This window comes from Extibacter muris, assembly GCF_004345005.1.
Classification (GTDB): domain Bacteria; phylum Bacillota; class Clostridia; order Lachnospirales; family Lachnospiraceae; genus Extibacter; species Extibacter muris.
On sequence record NZ_SMMX01000020.1, the window covers coordinates 1 to 18,053 of the forward strand.

Below are 18,053 nucleotides of genomic sequence, written 5' to 3' on the forward strand. Positions count from 1 at the left end.
GAGGGCCGACGAGGAACCGGTACCTGATGCAGTTCCAGAGCGACATCGCAGAGGCGGCGGTACAGGTGCCGGATTCGGAGGAGCTGTCGGGCATCGGCCCGGCGTACGCGGCAGGGCTTGCCCTCGGCGTGTGGGATGAAAGCATCTTTGACAGATTGAAACGGGTAAAATATGAGCCGCGTATGGACAGCGCAGTGAGGGATAGAAAGTACCAGGGCTGGAAATCAGCAGTCGGAACTATATTAACGAGGTAAGACACTTAATAAACCAAGAAAAGAGGTAGACAGCAATGGAAGGAAAAATGAAAGTATGTGTTTTGACAGGAAAGCAAAAGCTGGAATGGGTAGAGCGCGACGTACCGCAGCCGGGAAAGGGAGAGCTTCAGATCAAGCTTGAATATGTAGGCGTGTGCGGCTCTGACCTTCATTTCTATCAGGAGGGGCAGCTTGCGAACTGGGCGTTAGACGGCCCGCTAGCCCTCGGACATGAACCGGGCGGTGTGATTACCGGAATTGGAGAAGGAGTGGAGGGATTTGAAGTCGGTGACAAAGTGTCGATCGAGCCGGCAGTGCCATGTGGAAAATGCGAAGACTGCCGCAAAGGCAATTATAACCTGTGCCAGAATATAAAAATGCTTGCCATTCCGGGAGAGCGGGACGGTGTGAATGCGGAATACTGTACACATGACGCCAGCATGTGCTACAAGCTGCCTGAGAATATGTCAACTCTGGAAGGAGCTATGATAGAGCCCCTTGCAGTCGGTATGCACGCCACAGAACTGTCAGACGCCAGAATCGGCGAGGCGGCCATCGTCCTTGGAAGCGGCTGCATCGGACTGTGCACGGTCATGAGCCTGAAAGCCCGTGGAGTCAGCGAGATCTATGTGGCGGATGTGATGGACAAACGGCTCGAGAAGGCCATGGAAGTCGGAGCGACAAGAGTATTCAACAGCACAAGAGAGAGCATCGAAGAATTTGCCAAGACGTTACCGGGCGGCGGTGCGGACCAGGTATATGAGTGCGCGGGCAACCGCGTCACGACGCTCCAGTCGTGCAGGCTGATCAAACGTGCCGGAAAAGTGACACTCGTAGGCGTTTCGCCGGAGCCGGTCCTGGAGCTGGACATCGCGACGCTGAATGCGATGGAAGGTGTCGTCTATTCCGTATACCGCTATAGAAACTTGTGGCCCAAAGCAATTGCCGCTGTTTCATCAGGGGCGATTCCGGTAAAGGATATCGTATCCCATGATTTTGATTTCAAGGATTGTATCGAGGCCATCGAATACAGCCTGAACCACAAGGATGAGGTAATAAAATCAGTCGTCAAGTTTGTGTAAACTGTACATAAGAACGGTATAAAGGGAGAGAATTCGCTCATTCTTTATACGGGGGCAGTCTCTTTTTTGCATGGAGGAGTCTGTCCCCATTCACATTTTGGGAAAAACAGGAGTAGACATTATGAAAAAAACAGCAGTGCTATTGGCAGCATTTATAGCTGCAGCATCACTTGCAGGCTGCTCGGATAAACTGTCGGATGAATATGTAACCGTAAATGAATACAAAGGGATCGAAGTCGAAAAAGCGGAAGTTACAGAGACGACGGAGGAAGAGATAGATAAGGTGGTAGCAAGGATGATGGAAGGGTATGTGGCACAGCATGACCTTCCGGAAGACACGCAGATTACGGATGAGATTGTAAAGGAGACGCTTTCGGATACGGCAGAGACAGTAAAAGAGTACAGAGCAGACCTCCGCAGACAGATAGATGCGGCAAAAGAAGACGCTGCCCGGGAGAAAATAGAGACGAGGGCCTGGGAGCAGGTGATCGATAAAACGGAAGTCAAGAGCTATCCGAAAGACCGCATCAAAGAGGTGAAGAAGCATCTGGAAGGTCAGTATGAAGCGTATGCAAAAGAAGCGGGGATGGAATACGACGCATATATGGAAGCGCTTGGAATGACAGACAAAGAGCTGGACAAGGCGGCAAAGGCATCTGTAAAGCAGGAGCTTGCAGCAGATGTCATAGCTGACAGATACGGGCTGAAGCCAAATGAAGAAGAGTTCCAGAAGGCACTGGAAGAATACGCCAAAGAATACAAATTCGCCAATACGGATCTCCTTCTGGAAGCAGTATCTGAAGAAGAGATGCGCCTTCTCGTAACGCAGGATAATGTGAAATCCTGGATTGCTGACCGCTGTAAGCTTGTAGAAGCATCGGAAGAGACGACGGCGGAAGATAGGGAAGATGAGACGGCCGAAGCAGAGACGAAGGCAAATGAGGATGGAAAAGCTACAGCCCAATAGAAAGAGACGATGGAACTTATGAAGACAAAAGTAATCATGGTGCGCCATGGAGAGACCGAATGGAATGTACACTGCAAGTTTCTCGGAAGTGTAGATATTCCGTTAAATGAAAAAGGAAGAAGGCAGGCCGGATATGCGAAGGAAGCTTTGAAAGACGAACAGATAGACGTCATCTATACAAGCCCTATGAGGCGTGCCCTTGAGACAGGAGAAATCATACGGGGCAGCCGGACACTTCCCATACTGACGGACGAAGGGCTTCGGGAAATCTGCTGCGGCAAGTGGGAAGGGCTCGACGGCAGAGAAGTAGAAGAAAGATATCCGGGCCAGATGGCCCTGTGGAGAAAGCACCCTGAAAAGATTGTAATAGAAGGCGGCGACACGTTTCAGGAAGTGTCAGACCGCATAATCGAGGCATTCTGGAGAATCGTAGGCAGCAACAGGGGCAGGACCATCCTCATAACATCCCACATGATCTGCCTGACGCTTCTTCTGATGCATTTTGAAGGCAGGCAGATCAGTGAGATATGGGATGTAAAGCCCATAGGAAACGCTGCGCTTACTATCGTGGAAGTGTCTGACGATGATAAAGTTGAGATAATATCCTGGAGTGATGACAGCTTCGTTCCCGAAGAGGATAAAAAGGGCAGCGCACTCGTGGCAGGGAGACACCGCCCAGGTCAAGAATCAGATGAATGAAATATAAGAACAGCAGGCAGAACGGATAGCCGTTCTGCCTGCTGTCCTCCTCTGTGCATGAACAAGCCTGGCGTCAATTGGGTATCTGCATGGATAATTGCCAATATATGGAAATAATTTCCTCCGGCTGGCAGGCGTGAGATAATATATGCCAGACAGCATGAAAAGGAGGGCGCGAAATATTGCAAAAGTATGGTTATGTCAGGGTGTCAACAAAAGACCAGAATATTGACCGGCAGATGTCTGCATTGACGGCCGCCGGAATAGTAAAAGATAAGATTTATATAGACAAGATGTCGGGCAAAGATTTTAACCGTCCACAGTATAAAAAGCTTGTTAAGAGGCTCAAACCTGAAGATGAGCTATATGTAAAATCCATCGACAGACTTGGAAGGGATTATGATGAAATAATAGAACAATGGCGTTTCCTTACCAAAATAAAAGATGTAGATATCATTGTTCTTGACTTCCCGCTGCTTGATACGAGAAAGAAGGTGAATGGAATAACAGGCAAATTTATATCAGATCTTGTCCTCCAGATTCTTTCTTATGTGGCGCAGGTTGAAAGGGAAAATACATACCAGAGACAGATGGAAGGAATCAGGGAAGCAAAGTCCAAAGGTATCAGATTCGGCCGACCGAGAAGGAAGATTCCTGACAATTTTCCGGAAATAGCAGAGATGTGGAGAAATAATCTGATCAGCAAACGGCAGGCGGCGCGGATGCTGAATACGTCTCACAGCACGTTCAGCCGCTGGATATCATACGCTTCGATAGCAGATGACGAAAGGAAATGAACTGGATAATTTGGATTAATATGATAAAATATGGTTTGAAAGGTAGACTTTTTGTACAGGTGCTGATATAATAATTAAAATACAAAGACTAAGGGAGTATCAAACATAAAAGACCAAAAAAAAGCCGGACCAAAAAGTCTGGTTTTTAGTCCGTGCACTGTATCGGCTTGAGACGTCTTCAAAACAGCCGATCATAGGCATGTGAAAGATATGGGAAGGAGCGGCGGCCATGACGCAGGTGCCAGATCACAGAGAGATAACGAAGGAGCCGGAACTGGATATCGCTACGGCCGACGAAATACTTCAGAATGTATTCCGCGAAGCAGGCTGGAAGGAATCCAGCCTTTATGATGCTCTGGACCGGCTGGAGAAGAGGAAGGGCACGGGCGGGAAAGTATCCGGCGGTTCTGCAAACCAAATATGACTGGCTTACATTTTATTATAGTGATGTTCGATGGCAGCGGTCTCGGGATTGACGACGATTACTTCTTTCTTGAGGCCGACTGCTTTTTTTAATATCTCGGTTGACGTCTTGTTGTCTGTAATGATTGCATCAATCTGGTTCAGCGGGATAGAATTGCACAGGGATACGTGCTCTGCTTTCGTGTGGTCGATGAGGAGCACGGTTTTCCGAGCGATGGACACGAGGGCTTTTTTCGTCGCCACAAGAGGGTAGGTATGTTCAAACGCTCCTCCCGGAATGCGGAACGCCCGGGCGGATATGAACGCCACATCTGCGGGATGCTGTGTCAGAAGTTCCGGCGATTCTGTCATGATGGATTTCGTCCTGTGATACAGCATTCCCCCAATGACATAAGTCTGTATATTTTCCTTTTCTGACAGTTCTACGGCAGTCATCAGATTAGAAGTGATGACTGACAGGGGGATGTTGTCCGGCAGAAAACGGGATACGGTGTGGGCCGTAGTCCCGGAGTCGATGCATATGACGCTGTACGGATGTACAAACTGCAGGGCGGCTTTCGCTATGGCTTCTTTTTCGTATTGCTGTTCATCTATCTGCTCGAGGAAATAATTCGGCTTGGCAGCCTTTACGAGAAATGCACATCCGTGTTTTCTCCGTACGAGGTTCATCTCTTCCAATTCATTCAGATCTCTTCGTATCGTCATCTCGCTGCAGGCGAGCTCTTCCGACAGTTCTTTCGGAGTACATACCATATGGTTTTCCAGCAATTCAATAATCCGGGCATGGCGTTCCTTTTTCATTTTGAGGCTCCTTTCAAGATTGACGTCTATGTTTATTCTATATCATATTTTTCCGTATTACAACCAGTGCAGAATACCGAAGCGTTTATAAACGAACAATAATAAGCCTATTATGTTTTGATTCGAACATTATGAGGGGGCTCAACTGTTGATTAAGTCACTTTTTAAAAATATAATGAATAGGAAAGCAGACCGGCCCGGGCGGATTTTGAATGTTTTTAGAATTGCGGGTGCACATAGTGCGGAGCGATTCGCAGGTGTCAGGGAGCCAGATGCCTCTGGCCCCGATATGATGAATTTAGAATCTTAAAAAACAAGGAGAGTGCGTTATGCTGAAAATGCCTGAGAGAGAACGGGCGGTCGGTATGTATAAGGATATGTACCTGATACGCCAGTACGAGGAAACGATATATTATCTGTTCCTGGAAGGAATCATGCCGGGAACGATTCACCAGTCCCACGGACAGGAAGCCTGTGCGGTGGGGATGATATATGACCTGAGGAAAGAAGATTACATATTGACGACACACAGGCCGGCAGGACATGATCTTGCCAAAGGAGTGAGCTTACGTTCCATGATGTGTGAGATGTTCGGCAAGGCGGAAGGGTGCTGCAAAGGAAAAGGCGGCGCCATGCACACGGGAGACATATCTGTCGGAGCAGTCACGGCCAATGCCATCGTAGGAGGGAACCTGCCGATAGCCGCAGGAGTGGCGCTCCGGTGCAAGATGAGAAAGACGGGCCATGTGGCGGTCTGCTTTTTCGGAGACGGGGCAAGCAATGAGGGCGCCTTCCATGAAGCGCTCAATGCGGCGGCGGTATGGAAGCTGCCGGTAGTCTATGTGTGTGAGAATAACCTTTATTCTGCGACGACGTCTATTAAGCTGACGTGTAATCTTAAGAACGTGGCGGCGGACAGAGGGGCGGCCTATGGGATCCCGTCCGAAGTCGTGGACGGCAACGATGTGCTGGCCGTGAACGAAGCGGCTTCTCGGGCGATAGGACGGGCGAGAAGAGGAGAGGGGCCGACGATTCTGGAACTGAAGACTTACCGCATCGGCGGACATTCCAGAAACGATGCCTGCGGCTACCGTCCGGAAGAGGAAGAGAAGGAATGGTTCTTCAGAGACCCGGTGCGTTCTTTCAGGAAACGCCTGCTGGAGGAGAATATTATCGGTGAGGAAAAGCTGGTCCGGATAGAAGAAGGAATAGAGGCAGAGATAGAAGCAGAAGTGGAATATGCCAAGAACAGCAGGGATCCCGAACCAGAATCAGCGCTTCGGGATGTATACTGGGAAGGAGGAAATGCATAATGGCCGAGATGTCCATAGCGGATGCCTTAAAACAGGCGATTCAGGAAGAGATGAGAAGAGACGACACCGTCTTCTGCCTTGGGGAAGACGTAGATATAGAGGGAGGGATGGGTGGAGCGTTCACCGTTACGAAAGGGCTTATGGAAGAATTCGGGCCGGAGCGGGTCATCAACACGCCCATCGCCGAGATACTTATATCAGGCGTATGCGTGGGAGCCGGAATTACGGGCATGCGCCCGGTGGCAGACCTCCAGTATGGTGATTTCCTTTTCTGCATGATGGACCAGCTTGTGAACCAGGCGGCAAAGATGTGCTATATGTCCGGCGGTACGGTCCATGTGCCGATGGTAATGAGGGCGCCCTGCGGGGCCACGAACAGAGGCGCGCAGCATGCACAGAGCCTGGAGAGCTACTTTACACATGTGCCGGGGCTGAAAGTAATATGCCCGTCCACGCCGTACGATGCGAAAGGCATGATGAAGCAGGCAATCCGGGATGACAATCCGGTACTGGTATTTGAGCATAAGCTGCTGTACGGAGGAACGAGAAAAGAAAAAGATGCGATTAAGACGTCCGGAGAAGTACCGGAGGAGGACTATGCGATAGAATTCGGCAAGGCGGCCGTGCGAAGAGAAGGCAAGGATGTGACGATAGTCGCTAACCTGCTTATGAGCTACCGGGCACAGGAGGCTGCCAGGAAACTGGAGGAAGAAGGGATCAGCTGCGAGGTGATCGATCCGAGGTCGCTCGTGCCGTTCGACTATGAGACGGTGGCAGCGTCACTTAAGAAGACGGGCAGGCTTCTGATTGTCCATGAGGACCACAAGAATAACGGATGGGGGGCGCAGGTGGCAGCTTATATCGCTGAGAACCATATCTATGACCTGGATGCGCCCATAAAGATTGTGGCGGCATACGATACGCCGGTGCCATTTGCATCTCCGATGGAGAACTTCGTGATCCCGGATACCAGGCGCATTGCAGATGCGGCCCGGGAATTGGTCAAGGCATGAGCGTGCCGTTGCACTTATCGCATTTTAAGATGCCGGGGACCTTTTACCTCGGTATCATTTTAACGGACATAATATAGTATTCATAAAGGAGAATGAAATTATGAGCAGAATAGCAGCAAACGAACTACTTAAGCACGCCCAGGAACATAACTATGCAGTCGGATATTTCGAGAGCTGGGACCTGCAGTCTACGCTTGCCATGGTTAGGGCGGCCGAACATGTCAAATCACCTGTCATGATAGGCGTATGCGGAACCTACATCGGGGAGGCCAAGAGGCGCTACAGAGAAAGCCTTGACGTATACTATGCCATGCTGTCCCAGATAGCGGAAGAGGCAGGGGTTCCGGTGGCACTGCTTCTGAATGAGTCCGATGACGAGGACATGGTAATCAGGGCTGCGGAAATCGGATTCGACATGGTCATGTTCGCCCCCGTATTTGCCTCTGACGCGCTGCCCCTTCAGGAACTGACCGAGATTCAGAAGAGAATCGTGAATAAGGCACATGCATATGGCGTGGCGGTAGAAGGTGAAGTGGGCGAACTGCCGCTTTTCAACTCGGCCACGGGAGAGCTTCATGAAGGGGAGGACACCGACCCGGAGGTGTGCTGCCGGTTTGTCCGGGAGACGGGAATAGACGCAGTGGCTGTAGCGGTTGGAAACTGTCATCTGAAGGAGGACGGAAACGTTACGATTGATTACGATGCGCTTCAGACGCTTGCCAGAGCAATCGACATTCCGCTCGTGCTCCATGGCGGAACGAGCATCGCCCATGAAGATCTGTCCAAAGCTGCATCCATGGGCGTTGCAAAGGTGAACTTTGGCACGGGTATGAAACGTGCCGCCATCGATGCGGTGAAAGCGTATATGGCAGGACATGACGTGGATCAGATGGATCCCAACGATATCCTCGGAAGAGGCGCCGGAAAAGACATGATCGTAAAGGAGCAGGAGGCGGTCATGGCATATGTGGAAGAGAAGATTCGTGCGCTGAACGGAGAGAACAAAGCATTCTAAGGCAGGGGAAGATTATGATAAAAGAGATTACGATGCCGGCAGGCGGTCAGACGACGGACATGTCCACCATAGGCGCCTGGCTGGTAAAAACAGGTGATAAGGTCAAACGGGGAGACGAGCTGCTCACCGTTGAGACGGACAAAGCCACCCTCTCGGTAGAAAGCTTTACGATGGGCACCGTGCTTGCCATCCTGGCAGAAGAAGGGGATCAGGCGGCGGCCGGAGAGGTGATAGCCCTCATCGGGGATGAGAGTGACAGGCCGGAGGCGGAAGAAAGGCTTGGCGGCAGAAGCTCCGCCGGATTGGAAGCGGCCATGGCAGCAGTACATGTCCCGGCCGGGAAGGAAGAGGAAGAATATCAGCCGATAGACAAGTCGCAGCCGGTCCGCTTTGCGTGTGCACCGGAGAAGGAAAGGTTAGAATCGGTATGCGGCAAGATGGATATGGATCATATCAGGGCGATGCCAAATGCAAAACTGCTTGCGAGCGAACATGGGGTTTCCCTCCGTGATGTGGCAGCCTGCTTTGGGAAACATAACCTGAAACGTGAAGATGTGCAGAAATATATCGATGAGGCACCGTGTATGGATATATCCGGGACGGTGGAGACGATACATGAAAAAGCTTCCGTTACAGAAATTCCGCTCACCTCCATGCGCAGGACGATTGCCCGCAGGATGCTGGAGAGTTCCCGGAACATACCCGTATTCCGGGCATCGGTGGAAGTCGATATGGAGCCGTGCATTGCCTTCCGTACGAAGGTCAACAGCAATAAAACGGAATTTAAAATATCATACAACGACATTTTGTTCAAATGTATCGACGCGGCAGTCCGGAAATATCCGTATGTAAATGCATCCTATACGGAGGATGCCATCCTGCTGCATAAGCATGTGAATATCGGGCTGGCTGTCTCTCTGGAGGGAGGGCTTGTCGTCCCGGTAGTGGAAGGGGTGAATGAAAAGACCATCACAGAGATAGCGGAGGCGAACAAGTCCAACATCAGCCTGGCACGGGAAGGAAAGCTGGCGCCTGAAGATATGTCCGGGGGGACGATTACGCTGTCCAACCTAGGCATGTATCCTGTGGTACAGTTCGACGCTATCATCAACCCGCCTGAAGTGTGTATTCTGGCAGCAGGTACCGTGCACGATAAGCCGGTTCTTATGGACGGACAGTGGGTGGCGGTTCCGGTGATGACCCTAACGGGAAGTTTTGACCACCGGGTGGTAGATGGAGCATACGGAGCCCGGTTCCTGACGGAACTGAAAGCAGTGATAGAAGACCCGGCAATGGCTCTGCTGTAGGTAAGGAGGCGTAAAAAATGGAATGCGATACCATGAGAGAGGACTATGACCTGATTGTAATCGGCGGCGGGCCGGGCGGCTATCTGGCCGCCATAACCGCGGCAAAGGAAGGCTTGTCCGTGCTCTTGTTTGAAGGAGGCCGCATAGGCGGTACATGCCTGAATGTGGGCTGCATACCGACCAAGTATCTGCTTGACAAGGCGGCGGCTATGGAAAAGGTGCGGTCGCTTGTGGATCAGAAGATATTCAGGGAATGTGGACTGTTCAGCTTCAGGAAGATACAGGAAGGCAGGAACGAAGTAGTACATAAGCTCGTATCCGGTGTGGAGTATCTGCTGGAAGCTAACAAAGTGAGGGTGGTGCATGCCTATGCAGCGCTGGCAGGCCCCGGGGAAGTGGAGTGTGACGGCATCCGATACAGAGGGAAGGACATCTTGATTGCCACTGGTTCCGTTCCTTCTTTTATACCGATTGAGGGCGCGGAACATGCGATGACGAGCACCCAGGTGCTGGAGCTTGAAAAAGTACCGGGGCGTCTGGCGGTCATCGGCGGCGGGGTCATCGGCATGGAGCTGGCGAGCGCATATTGCTCCCTCGGGTCTGAAGTGACAGTGCTCGAGGTTCTGCCGGAACTGTTCCCGGCAGAAGACAGGAAGGCTGTGGCATATATGGCCCGCGCGCTTAAAAAGCGCGGGATACATATTTTCTGCGGGATGAAGGTGCAGAAGGTAGAGAAGTCGAAAACCGGACTGCGCGTCTGCTATGAGGGGGCTCAATCCGGCGTGGCGGAAGCGGACGTGGTGCTCATGGCCACCGGAAGGAAGCCGAACCTGAACGGGATTGACACCGAAGCAGCCGGAATTTCACTTACGCCAAGAGGTGAGATACAGGTTGATGCATACATGGAGACGAGCGTGCCGCATATCTATGCCATCGGCGATGCTGTGGGAGGATACCAGCTTGCCCACGCGGCATATGCGGAAGGAGAGGCGGCGGTCAGGAATATCATGGGCAGGAGTGAAGCCGTGGATCTGAGCATCATGCCGAGATGCATCTATACGATGCCTGCGTTTGCAGCAGTAGGGATCAGCGCCGTTAAGGCAGAAGAGATGGGGATAGCAGCGGTTACGGGGGAATTTGCCTACAGTGCGAACGGGATGGCTCTGGCGGAAGGGGCGGACGGCCTGGTACGTGTAGTGATGGACAAGGAGAGAGAGACGACGCTCGGCGTACATATCGTCGGTGAAAATGCCCCGGAGATGATTGCATTTGCTTCTGCGGCGGTCAGGGACAAGATGACGCTAGAAGAGTGGGAGAGGATGGTCGTGGCACATCCGTCGCTGTCCGAGATGATCAAAGAAGCGGCACTCGACTGCTTTGGGAAGAGCGTGCACAAAGCGGTATGATAAGGAGGTAGAATTACATGGGAACATATATGATAGGCCTTGACTATGGTACCGGAGGGGGCAAGGCATGTATTATTGACGGACACGCAGATGTGCTTGCGTATTCCTTTCAGGAATATCCCATCTATGTAGACAAGCCATCATGGTCTGAACATGATGCCGAACTCTACTGGACGCTGGCGTGTGAGACGATAAAGGACTGCATGAAGAAGGCGGGGGTAGCGCCGGAGGATATCAAGGGCATCGGCATATCTTCGGCGCAGCCGTGCCTCGTCATGGTGGATAGGGACGGCCGTCCGGTCAACCGTGCCTATAACCTCATGGACAGGCGGGCGGTGAAAGAGGTAGAGTGGCTGAGGGAACATGTAGGGGTGGACGAGATATTCCGAATCAACGGCAATCGGATTGAAGACTATCCGACCATGGTAAATATCATGTGGGAGAAGAACAACCGTCCGGAGGATTACAAGAAGATCTGGAAGACATTGACCATTGACGGCTTCGTAAGGCTCCGCATGACGGGGAAGGCTGCCATGAGCTATTCCCACGGGGGCTTCTGGGGTGTGGCGTATGATATCAGGAAGAAAGAGTTCAACAGGGAGCTGATGGATAAGCTCGGCATCGATATCGCGCTTATGCCGGACCTGTATCCGTGCGAGCATATTGTCGGGACGGTGACGGAGGAGGCCGCAGAGGAGCTTGGGCTTTCTGCAGGCATACCGGTCTGCGCCGGACAGGTAGACTGCAATGCGGGTTTTGTAGGCGGCGGTGCCATTACGCCGGGCGATGTACAGATCAACCTCGGCACATGCGGTGTCATGGGCGTGGTGAATGACAGCAGAGAGTTTATCGACCTTGTATGCAACGACGCCTATACGACGAACTCCTGCAACGACTTCATCTCCATCGCCGTCGTGCTGACAGGGGGCCAGGTGCTCAGATATATCAGGGACAATTTCTGCCAGATGGAGCATGCCACCGCACAGATGATGTCAGATATGGATGTCTATGATATTATGAATAAAGAGGCAGAAAAAGTGCCAGCCGGCAGCAAGGGGCTTATCGTGCTCCCCTACCTTATGGGTGAACGTACGGTGCTCTGGAACGCCTATGCGAGAGGGACGGTATTTGGCCTGTCGCTCCATCACACGAAGGGGCATCTCATACGTGCTATGATGGAAGGGGTGGCATATGCGCTGTATGACAACTACAGGCTTATGCTGGAGAAAGGGGTCAAGGCTAATGCGCCAATCATCCTGAATGAAGGCGGGGCAAAGAGCAAGCTGTGGAGAAGGATCATCACGGATGTATTCAACGTGCCGACGGCATTTGTGGAGAACCGTGTCGGGGCGCCTTATGGGGATGCCATTCTTGCGGGAGTATCTGTAGGGGTATTTGAAGACTTTGGGATTGCCAAGGATAAAGTCAACTACATCGATTATATGGAACCAGACCAGGAGGCACATGAGCGCTATATGGAGTATTTTGATATATACAGGAACCTGTATGCGCATCTGAAGGAAGATTTTACGGATTTATACCGGGTGGCGAAAAAGTATGAAGAATAATTACCTTGTTGTAAATAATTGTACCAATCCCTATTATAACCTTGCGCTGGAGGAATATCTCCTGACACATCATATGGAGGGTGCCATCGTCATGCTCTGGCAGAATGATAATGCTATCATAGTCGGCAGGCACCAGAACGCCATGGAGGAGGTCAACCAGCAATATGTAACAGAACACGGTATCCGGGTCGTCCGCAGGACGACCGGAGGCGGAACGGTGTACCATGACCTGGGCAATCTGAACTATTCCGTTATCGCGGACAGGGGGGAGGATGACCGGGATGAGATGAGATATTTTACCGGACCTGTCGTCGAAGTGCTGAGGGAACTGGGGGCCATGGCTATGTTCAGCGGCCGAAATGATATCATGATAGAAGGGAAGAAAGTATCCGGGACCGCGCAGAGAATCTATAAGAACCGGATACTCCACCATGGATGCCTGCTCTTTGACTCGGATCTGTCTGCCGTTTCAAAAAGCCTGCATGTAAGAAGCGAGAAGTTCAATTCCAAAGCGGTCAAGTCCGTAAAGAGCCGTGTCGGCAATATTAAGGATTACATGCCCGGAGAGGTTACGATCGAGGTGCTGAAGGAGCGTCTTGCCTGCAAGCTGCTTGAAGATGCCGGTTATGAGGCGCTTGCCCTGACGGAGGATGAGCTTGTCAGGATAGAGAAGCTGAAACGGGATAAATATGAGACGTGGGAGTGGAATTACGGACAGCCGATAAACTGCGCGATTCATAACTATAAAAAGTATGACGGCGGCACGGTGGAAGTGTATATGAACGTGCGGGAGGGCAGGATAGAGGAATGCCTGATGTACGGGGACTTCATGGCTTTGAGGCCGGCTTCGGAGGTGGCGGATGGGCTGACGGGATGCAGGTACCGGTACGGAGAGGTGCTGGAAGTGCTCCGGGAGTTCCGGATAAGGGATTACTTTGGAACCATCGGGGCGGATGAAGTTGCGGCGTGCATCTGCTGTGCCCCGGAATGATGCAGAGAGGAAGTACATGAGAATTGTTTGCTTAGGTGACAGTCTTACATATGGGTACGGCGTAAAGAGGGCATCCGCCCCTTTGTGGGTGTCCCTCTTCCTGTATATGAGCCGGGGCTTGCAAAAGAATGGACAGCATTTGCATCTGGAGAAAATGTCAAGAGGCAGCTTGGAAATTATCGGGAGTGGCTGCTGCGATTTGGCGAGAGCTTCCGTATACCTGTCGTTGACTTCTGGGAATGCGTTCCTGCCGATTCCGGCGGGATGGATGCATTTTATCTGGACGGCATCCATCCCGCAGAAGAGGGGCACAGGCGGATGGCTGCGCGATGGGTAGAGCACATTACTAAATCTACTTAATAATCAAAGGATAATTCCTATTATTTATTAAACATGATATAATGGACGAAAAGCGAGGTTGAGTGATGAGAAAGATAATCAATGATGAGGACAATGTAGTGCAGGAGATGATGGAAGGTTATATCAGTGCTTACAGCAGATATTACAGGAAACATCCGGAAGTGAACGGGGTCATATTAAAACAGAGGAGAAAAGACAAGGTGGCCCTTGTCATCGGCGGGGGCAGCGGACATGAGCCTATGTTCTCGGGATTTGTCGGGAAAGGGCTTGCAGATGCGGCCGCCTGCGGCAACATATTTGCGTCCCCGGACCCGAATACGGTATATGAGACGGCAAAAGCTGTCGATAACGGCAGGGGCGTGCTCTTCGTATATGGCTGCTATGCCGGGGATAACCTGAACTTTGACATGGGGGAAGAATTCCTGAACGACGACGGGATCAGGACAGCCCATGTGCGTGTGTGGGACGATGTGGCGAGCGCGCCCAGGGACAGGATATCGGACCGGCGTGGGATTGCCGGTGATGTGTATGTCGTCAAGACGGCTGGAGCGGCATGCGACGCCGGCCTTGATCTGGAAGAAGTGACAAGGGTAGCGGAAAAGGCGAGGGACCATACGAATACGATAGGCGTGGCGACTGCCCCGGCGCAGCTGCCGGGTGTGGATAAGCCGATATTTGAACTTGGAGAGGATGAGATCGAGTATGGAATGGGGCTGCACGGGGAGCGTGGCGTTCTACGGACCAAATGGCAGCCGGCAGACGTTCTCGCCGAGAAGATGTATGACCAGATCAAAGAGGACACGGGCCTGGCAGAAGGCGATGAGGTGTGCGTGCTTGTGAACGGGCTTGGCTCCACGACGATAACGGAACTTGCAATCGTGTTCCGCAAGGTGAAGGAGCTTCTGGACAGGGACGGCGTCAAGGTATACGATGCAGATCTGAACAATTATTGTACGAGCCAGGAGATGGGCGGATTCTCCATCACCCTGTTTCAGCTGGATGAGGAACTGAAGAAATATTACGACATGCCGTGCTGGTGCCCATATTACGCCAAAGGGGAGCTGACAGGCGGCTCTTATGTGCCGGTTACGGAAGAAGAGGCGGATAAGGAAGCACGTGGAGCAGAAGCGGCATCGGCTGCCGCACAAGATCTGGCGGAGCCGTACGTGTCCAGAAAGAGGGAAGGGACGCTCATGGAACTGACGGCGGAGGATGCAAGGGAGATGCTCATCTACATAGCGGACAAAGTGATCGCCAAGAAGCCCTATCTGACTGAGATTGACAGCGCTATCGGTGACGGCGACCACGGCATCGGGATGGCCGGCGGCATGAAGAAGGCAAAGGAGAAGCTGCTTAAGATGGAAGGCGAAGAGAACGCCTACGCCATATTCGAGGCAGCGGGAAAGGCGATGCTCATGTCCATGGGCGGCGCCTCCGGCGTCATCTTCGGAAGCCTGTACCTGGCAGGGGCGAAAGGCGCAGAGCCAAAAGCATCTATCACCCCGGAAGATCTGGCCGGGATGGAGCGGAAGAGCCTGGCGGCAATCCAGGAGCGCGGCAAAGCAGAAGTCGGGGACAAGACGATGGTAGACGCCCTGTCGCCCGCCGTAGACGCCATGGAGGCCAACAGCGCAAAGGGCCTGCTCGAAATGCTGAGGGCAGCAGAAGAAGCTGCAAGGCAGGGCGTCGAGGATACGAAGAACTATACAGCCAAGTTCGGCCGTGCCAAGTCGCTCATGGAACGGGCCATCGGATACCAGGATGCAGGAGCCACCTCCGTATGGCTCATCTTCCAGGGAATGCGAGAATTTGTAGAAGGATAAAGAGGGACACCCCAAAATAAATTAGGGACAGGGGAAAACGAATCGGGGACGGGGGAAAATTCATTTTCCCCCGTCCCCGATTCGTTTCAGGGTGTCCCTTTTACTTAGATTCAAAGGCTGTTTTTGCATCGCGGATTAACTTGTCGAATTTATCTGCCTGCCATGCAGCCCTTCCGGTGAACAGCCCGTCGACGGACGGCTGTACGATGAGCTCGCTGGCGTTGCCCGGATTGACGCTCCCGCCGTAGAGCACAGGGATGTCCGCCCCGGCATCTCCGAAGATGTCCAGCAATGTCTGCTTGATGACTTTGTGCATCTCTTCTGCATAGTCTGCAGTAGCCGGAGTTCCGTTTACGCCGATGGACCACACTGGTTCATATGCCACCCAGATATTCGGAATCTGTGATACCGGTATGTCGTGGAAACCGATTTTGAGCTGTGTGCGGAGAACCTCGGGGCTGATGCCGTAGTTCTTTTCTTCTGCCGTCTCTCCGATACAGAGCAAAGTCGTAAAGCCATGATTGAGCGCTGCCTTTACCTTCTTGTTTTCTTCAATGTCGGTCTCTCCGAATACGTGCCTTCTCTCGGAATGTCCAATCATGACAAGGTCAATCCCGATTTCCTTCAGCATGAGAGGTGAGATTTCTCCGGTAAACTGCCCTTCATCCTCCCAACACATGTTCTGCGCCCCGATCTTTACATATGTACGGTCTACATGTTTCGCTGCGCTCTCCAGCGTGGTGTAGGAAGGTATGATAAAAAGCTCGATTTCATCGCGGCTTAGATCCCTCGTGTACTCCACGAGATTCTGAAGGTATTCCACGGTGTCGTGTATGTTCTTGTACATCTTCAGGTTACTTCCAAAATACAATTTTTTCTGCATGACTGCCTCCTTATGGTAATCTGATATTGTTTCTGTTTTAATCTGAATCTATTATATATGATAAGCTGTCAAAACGCAACTTCAAAACCGTGAAAATATTAACAAAACGAAAAAACGAAATAAAACGAAAGAAAGCGATAAATAAACAGGTTAAAATGCACAAAACAAGAATAATAGAAATATGTAAATGTACTGAAATTACAAAAAACGGTTGCATAATGAAAGGAACACATATAAAATGAAACTACAAATAAAGAAAAACGAAAACAAAAACAGAAACATAAACGAAAGCAAACGAAAGGATGGAGAGAAGATGAGCGAGAAATTCAGACCAGTGACAGCGATTACCATGGGAGACCCTGCAGGTATCGGCCCGGAGATAGTAGTTGGCACGATATTGGATAAGGAAATCCATGAGTGCTGCAAGCCATTTGTAATCGGAAGCAAGGCAATCATGGAACGGGCGGCTAAGGTGCTTGGCAAGGAGCTGAAGTATAATCTTATAACGGAACCTTCAGAGGCAAAACATGAATATGGTACCGTAGATATTATGGAGACAGGAGACTATGACACGGACTCCATCGAATGGGGAAAAGAACAGAAGCTTGCCGGACAGATGGCAATTGACTGGATTATGAGATCCATTGAATTAGGAATGGATAAGAAGATCGACGCTGTCTCTACCTCGCCGATCCACAAAGGGGCAATCAAGCTTGTCGGAGTGAAAGAGCCCGGACATACGGAGATATATCAGAATGTTACCAATTCACCGTATGCACTGACCATGTTCTCCTGCCATAAGCTGAGAGTATTCTTTGTCAGCCGCCATATGTCTCTTGTAGACGCATGCCATTATGCAACCAAGGACGTTATATTAGACAATGTAATTAATATAGATAAAGAACTGCGCAAGGTCGGAATCGAGCATCCGCATATCGCAGTGGCGGGCCTGAATCCCCACAATGGAGACAACGGCCTGTTCGGAACAGAGGAGCTGACAGATATCGGACCGGCAGTAGAAGCGGCGAAGGAAAGAGGCATCAATGCAGTGGGACCCTGCCCGGCAGATTCTGTATTCCACATCGGCAAGTCGGGGAAATATGATGCAATCCTTTCTCTATATCATGACCAGGGCCACATCGCCTGCAAGACGCTGGATTTTGAAAAATCTGTAACGCTTACATTTGGCCTTCCGTTTATCAGAGGCTCTGTAGATCACGGGACAGCCTTTGATATCGCGGGAAAAGGCATCGCCGGCTCCATAAGCCTTATCGAATCTACAAAGGTAGTTGCCGAATATGCTGCGAAACAGCATGAAAGAGAAGAGAACTAAGAGACTGTGATATAGAAA

At 51.3% G+C, this 18,053-nt stretch carries 17 protein-coding genes and 1 pseudogene; 16 read left to right on the forward strand and 2 right to left on the reverse strand.

The features are described 5' to 3' along the window. The 6 genes and pseudogenes from E1963_RS16690 to E1963_RS16715 form a co-directional block, all read left to right on the forward strand. Positions 1–254, forward strand: a pseudogene (locus E1963_RS16690) (glycerol kinase); the annotation flags it as partial. Positions 255–301: 47 nt separating this feature from the next. Beyond that, on the forward strand, positions 302–1,336 hold the full coding sequence (locus E1963_RS16695) for an NAD(P)-dependent alcohol dehydrogenase (RefSeq protein ID WP_243117777.1): 1,035 nt from the start codon (positions 302–304) through the stop codon (positions 1,334–1,336). Positions 1,337–1,457: 121 nt separating this feature from the next. After that, positions 1,458–2,303 carry a trigger factor gene (locus E1963_RS16700; RefSeq protein ID WP_167482232.1) on the forward strand — a complete coding sequence of 282 codons (846 nt, stop codon included), beginning with the start codon at positions 1,458–1,460 and terminating at the stop codon, positions 2,301–2,303. A gap of 18 nt (positions 2,304–2,321) precedes the next feature. Continuing rightward, entirely contained in the window at positions 2,322–3,002 is a 681-nt protein-coding gene (locus E1963_RS16705; RefSeq protein WP_167482233.1) for a histidine phosphatase family protein, read from the forward strand. 179 nt (positions 3,003–3,181) lie between these two features. Then, positions 3,182–3,799 carry a recombinase family protein gene (locus tag E1963_RS16710; RefSeq protein WP_243117781.1) on the forward strand — a complete coding sequence of 206 codons (618 nt, stop codon included), beginning with the start codon at positions 3,182–3,184 and terminating at the stop codon, positions 3,797–3,799. Between the two features lie 229 nt (positions 3,800–4,028). Continuing rightward, complete coding sequence (locus E1963_RS16715; protein WP_132280457.1) at positions 4,029–4,223, forward strand: hypothetical protein; 195 nt, start codon at positions 4,029–4,031, stop codon at positions 4,221–4,223. Positions 4,224–4,228: 5 nt separating this feature from the next. Here E1963_RS16715 and E1963_RS16720 read toward each other — a convergent pair whose 3' ends face one another. Continuing rightward, positions 4,229–5,023: a DeoR/GlpR family DNA-binding transcription regulator gene (locus E1963_RS16720; RefSeq protein WP_132280460.1), complete on the reverse strand. Its 795-nt coding sequence runs from the start codon at positions 5,021–5,023 to the stop codon at positions 4,229–4,231. Between the two features lie 329 nt (positions 5,024–5,352). Between E1963_RS16720 and E1963_RS16725 the strand changes: the two genes are divergently transcribed. The 9 genes from E1963_RS16725 (at position 5,353) to dhaL (ending at position 15,819) form a co-directional block, all read left to right on the forward strand. Further along, the gene (locus E1963_RS16725; protein ID WP_132280463.1) at positions 5,353–6,336 is read left to right on the forward strand and encodes a thiamine pyrophosphate-dependent dehydrogenase E1 component subunit alpha; all 984 of its coding nucleotides are present in this window, start codon (positions 5,353–5,355) and stop codon (positions 6,334–6,336) included. Next, positions 6,336–7,349: an alpha-ketoacid dehydrogenase subunit beta gene (locus tag E1963_RS16730; protein ID WP_132280466.1), complete on the forward strand. Its 1,014-nt coding sequence runs from the start codon at positions 6,336–6,338 to the stop codon at positions 7,347–7,349. The genes E1963_RS16725 and E1963_RS16730 overlap by 1 nt, the downstream gene beginning before the upstream one ends. Positions 7,350–7,449: 100 nt before the next feature. Continuing rightward, positions 7,450–8,364: a class II fructose-bisphosphate aldolase gene (locus tag E1963_RS16735; RefSeq protein ID WP_132280469.1), complete on the forward strand. Its 915-nt coding sequence runs from the start codon at positions 7,450–7,452 to the stop codon at positions 8,362–8,364. Positions 8,365–8,378: 14 nt separating this feature from the next. Next, on the forward strand, positions 8,379–9,671 hold the full coding sequence (locus tag E1963_RS16740; RefSeq protein ID WP_132280472.1) for a dihydrolipoamide acetyltransferase family protein: 1,293 nt from the start codon (positions 8,379–8,381) through the stop codon (positions 9,669–9,671). A 17-nt stretch (positions 9,672–9,688) separates the two neighbouring features. After that, a complete protein-coding gene (lpdA, locus tag E1963_RS16745; protein WP_132280475.1) occupies positions 9,689–11,077 on the forward strand; it encodes a dihydrolipoyl dehydrogenase in 1,389 nt (462 codons plus the stop codon). A gap of 17 nt (positions 11,078–11,094) precedes the next feature. Next, positions 11,095–12,645 carry an FGGY-family carbohydrate kinase gene (locus E1963_RS16750; protein ID WP_132280478.1) on the forward strand — a complete coding sequence of 517 codons (1,551 nt, stop codon included), beginning with the start codon at positions 11,095–11,097 and terminating at the stop codon, positions 12,643–12,645. After that, positions 12,635–13,636 (forward strand): lipoate--protein ligase, encoded by a 1,002-nt coding sequence (locus E1963_RS16755; protein WP_132280481.1) that lies wholly within the window; start codon positions 12,635–12,637, stop codon positions 13,634–13,636. Before E1963_RS16750 ends, E1963_RS16755 begins: the two co-directional genes overlap by 11 nt. Before the next feature lie 84 nt (positions 13,637–13,720). Then, complete coding sequence (locus tag E1963_RS16760) at positions 13,721–13,996, forward strand: SGNH/GDSL hydrolase family protein (RefSeq protein WP_132280484.1); 276 nt, start codon at positions 13,721–13,723, stop codon at positions 13,994–13,996. 65 nt (positions 13,997–14,061) lie between these two features. Further along, positions 14,062–15,819 (forward strand): dihydroxyacetone kinase subunit DhaL, encoded by a 1,758-nt coding sequence (dhaL, locus tag E1963_RS16765; RefSeq protein WP_201272058.1) that lies wholly within the window; start codon positions 14,062–14,064, stop codon positions 15,817–15,819. 100 nt (positions 15,820–15,919) lie between these two features. Here dhaL and tpiA read toward each other — a convergent pair whose 3' ends face one another. Beyond that, positions 15,920–16,702, reverse strand: a complete 783-nt coding sequence (tpiA, locus tag E1963_RS16770) for a triose-phosphate isomerase (RefSeq protein ID WP_132280489.1) — start codon at positions 16,700–16,702, stop codon at positions 15,920–15,922. A 313-nt stretch (positions 16,703–17,015) separates the two neighbouring features. On the opposite strand from tpiA, the gene pdxA reads away from it, so the two are divergent. Next, positions 17,016–18,035, forward strand: coding sequence for a 4-hydroxythreonine-4-phosphate dehydrogenase PdxA (gene pdxA / locus E1963_RS16775; protein ID WP_132280492.1), 1,020 nt, complete (start codon positions 17,016–17,018; stop codon positions 18,033–18,035). The last annotated feature ends 18 nt before the right edge of the window (positions 18,036–18,053 follow it).

Coding starts and splice junctions, on each gene's coding strand:
- E1963_RS16695 (WP_243117777.1), top strand. CDS start 302: ATGAAAGTATGTGTTTTGACAGGAAAGCAAAAGCTGGAATGGGTAGAG.
- E1963_RS16700 (WP_167482232.1), top strand. CDS start 1,458: ATGAAAAAAACAGCAGTGCTATTGGCAGCATTTATAGCTGCAGCATCA.
- E1963_RS16705 (WP_167482233.1), top strand. CDS start 2,322: ATGAAGACAAAAGTAATCATGGTGCGCCATGGAGAGACCGAATGGAAT.
- E1963_RS16715 (WP_132280457.1), top strand. CDS start 4,029: ATGACGCAGGTGCCAGATCACAGAGAGATAACGAAGGAGCCGGAACTG.
- E1963_RS16720 (WP_132280460.1), bottom strand. CDS start 5,023: ATGAAAAAGGAACGCCATGCCCGGATTATTGAATTGCTGGAAAACCAT.
- E1963_RS16725 (WP_132280463.1), top strand. CDS start 5,353: ATGCTGAAAATGCCTGAGAGAGAACGGGCGGTCGGTATGTATAAGGAT.
- E1963_RS16730 (WP_132280466.1), top strand. CDS start 6,336: ATGGCCGAGATGTCCATAGCGGATGCCTTAAAACAGGCGATTCAGGAA.
- E1963_RS16735 (WP_132280469.1), top strand. CDS start 7,450: ATGAGCAGAATAGCAGCAAACGAACTACTTAAGCACGCCCAGGAACAT.
- E1963_RS16740 (WP_132280472.1), top strand. CDS start 8,379: ATGATAAAAGAGATTACGATGCCGGCAGGCGGTCAGACGACGGACATG.
- lpdA (WP_132280475.1), top strand. CDS start 9,689: ATGGAATGCGATACCATGAGAGAGGACTATGACCTGATTGTAATCGGC.
- E1963_RS16750 (WP_132280478.1), top strand. CDS start 11,095: ATGGGAACATATATGATAGGCCTTGACTATGGTACCGGAGGGGGCAAG.
- E1963_RS16755 (WP_132280481.1), top strand. CDS start 12,635: ATGAAGAATAATTACCTTGTTGTAAATAATTGTACCAATCCCTATTAT.
- dhaL (WP_201272058.1), top strand. CDS start 14,062: ATGAGAAAGATAATCAATGATGAGGACAATGTAGTGCAGGAGATGATG.
- tpiA (WP_132280489.1), bottom strand. CDS start 16,702: ATGCAGAAAAAATTGTATTTTGGAAGTAACCTGAAGATGTACAAGAAC.
- pdxA (WP_132280492.1), top strand. CDS start 17,016: ATGAGCGAGAAATTCAGACCAGTGACAGCGATTACCATGGGAGACCCT.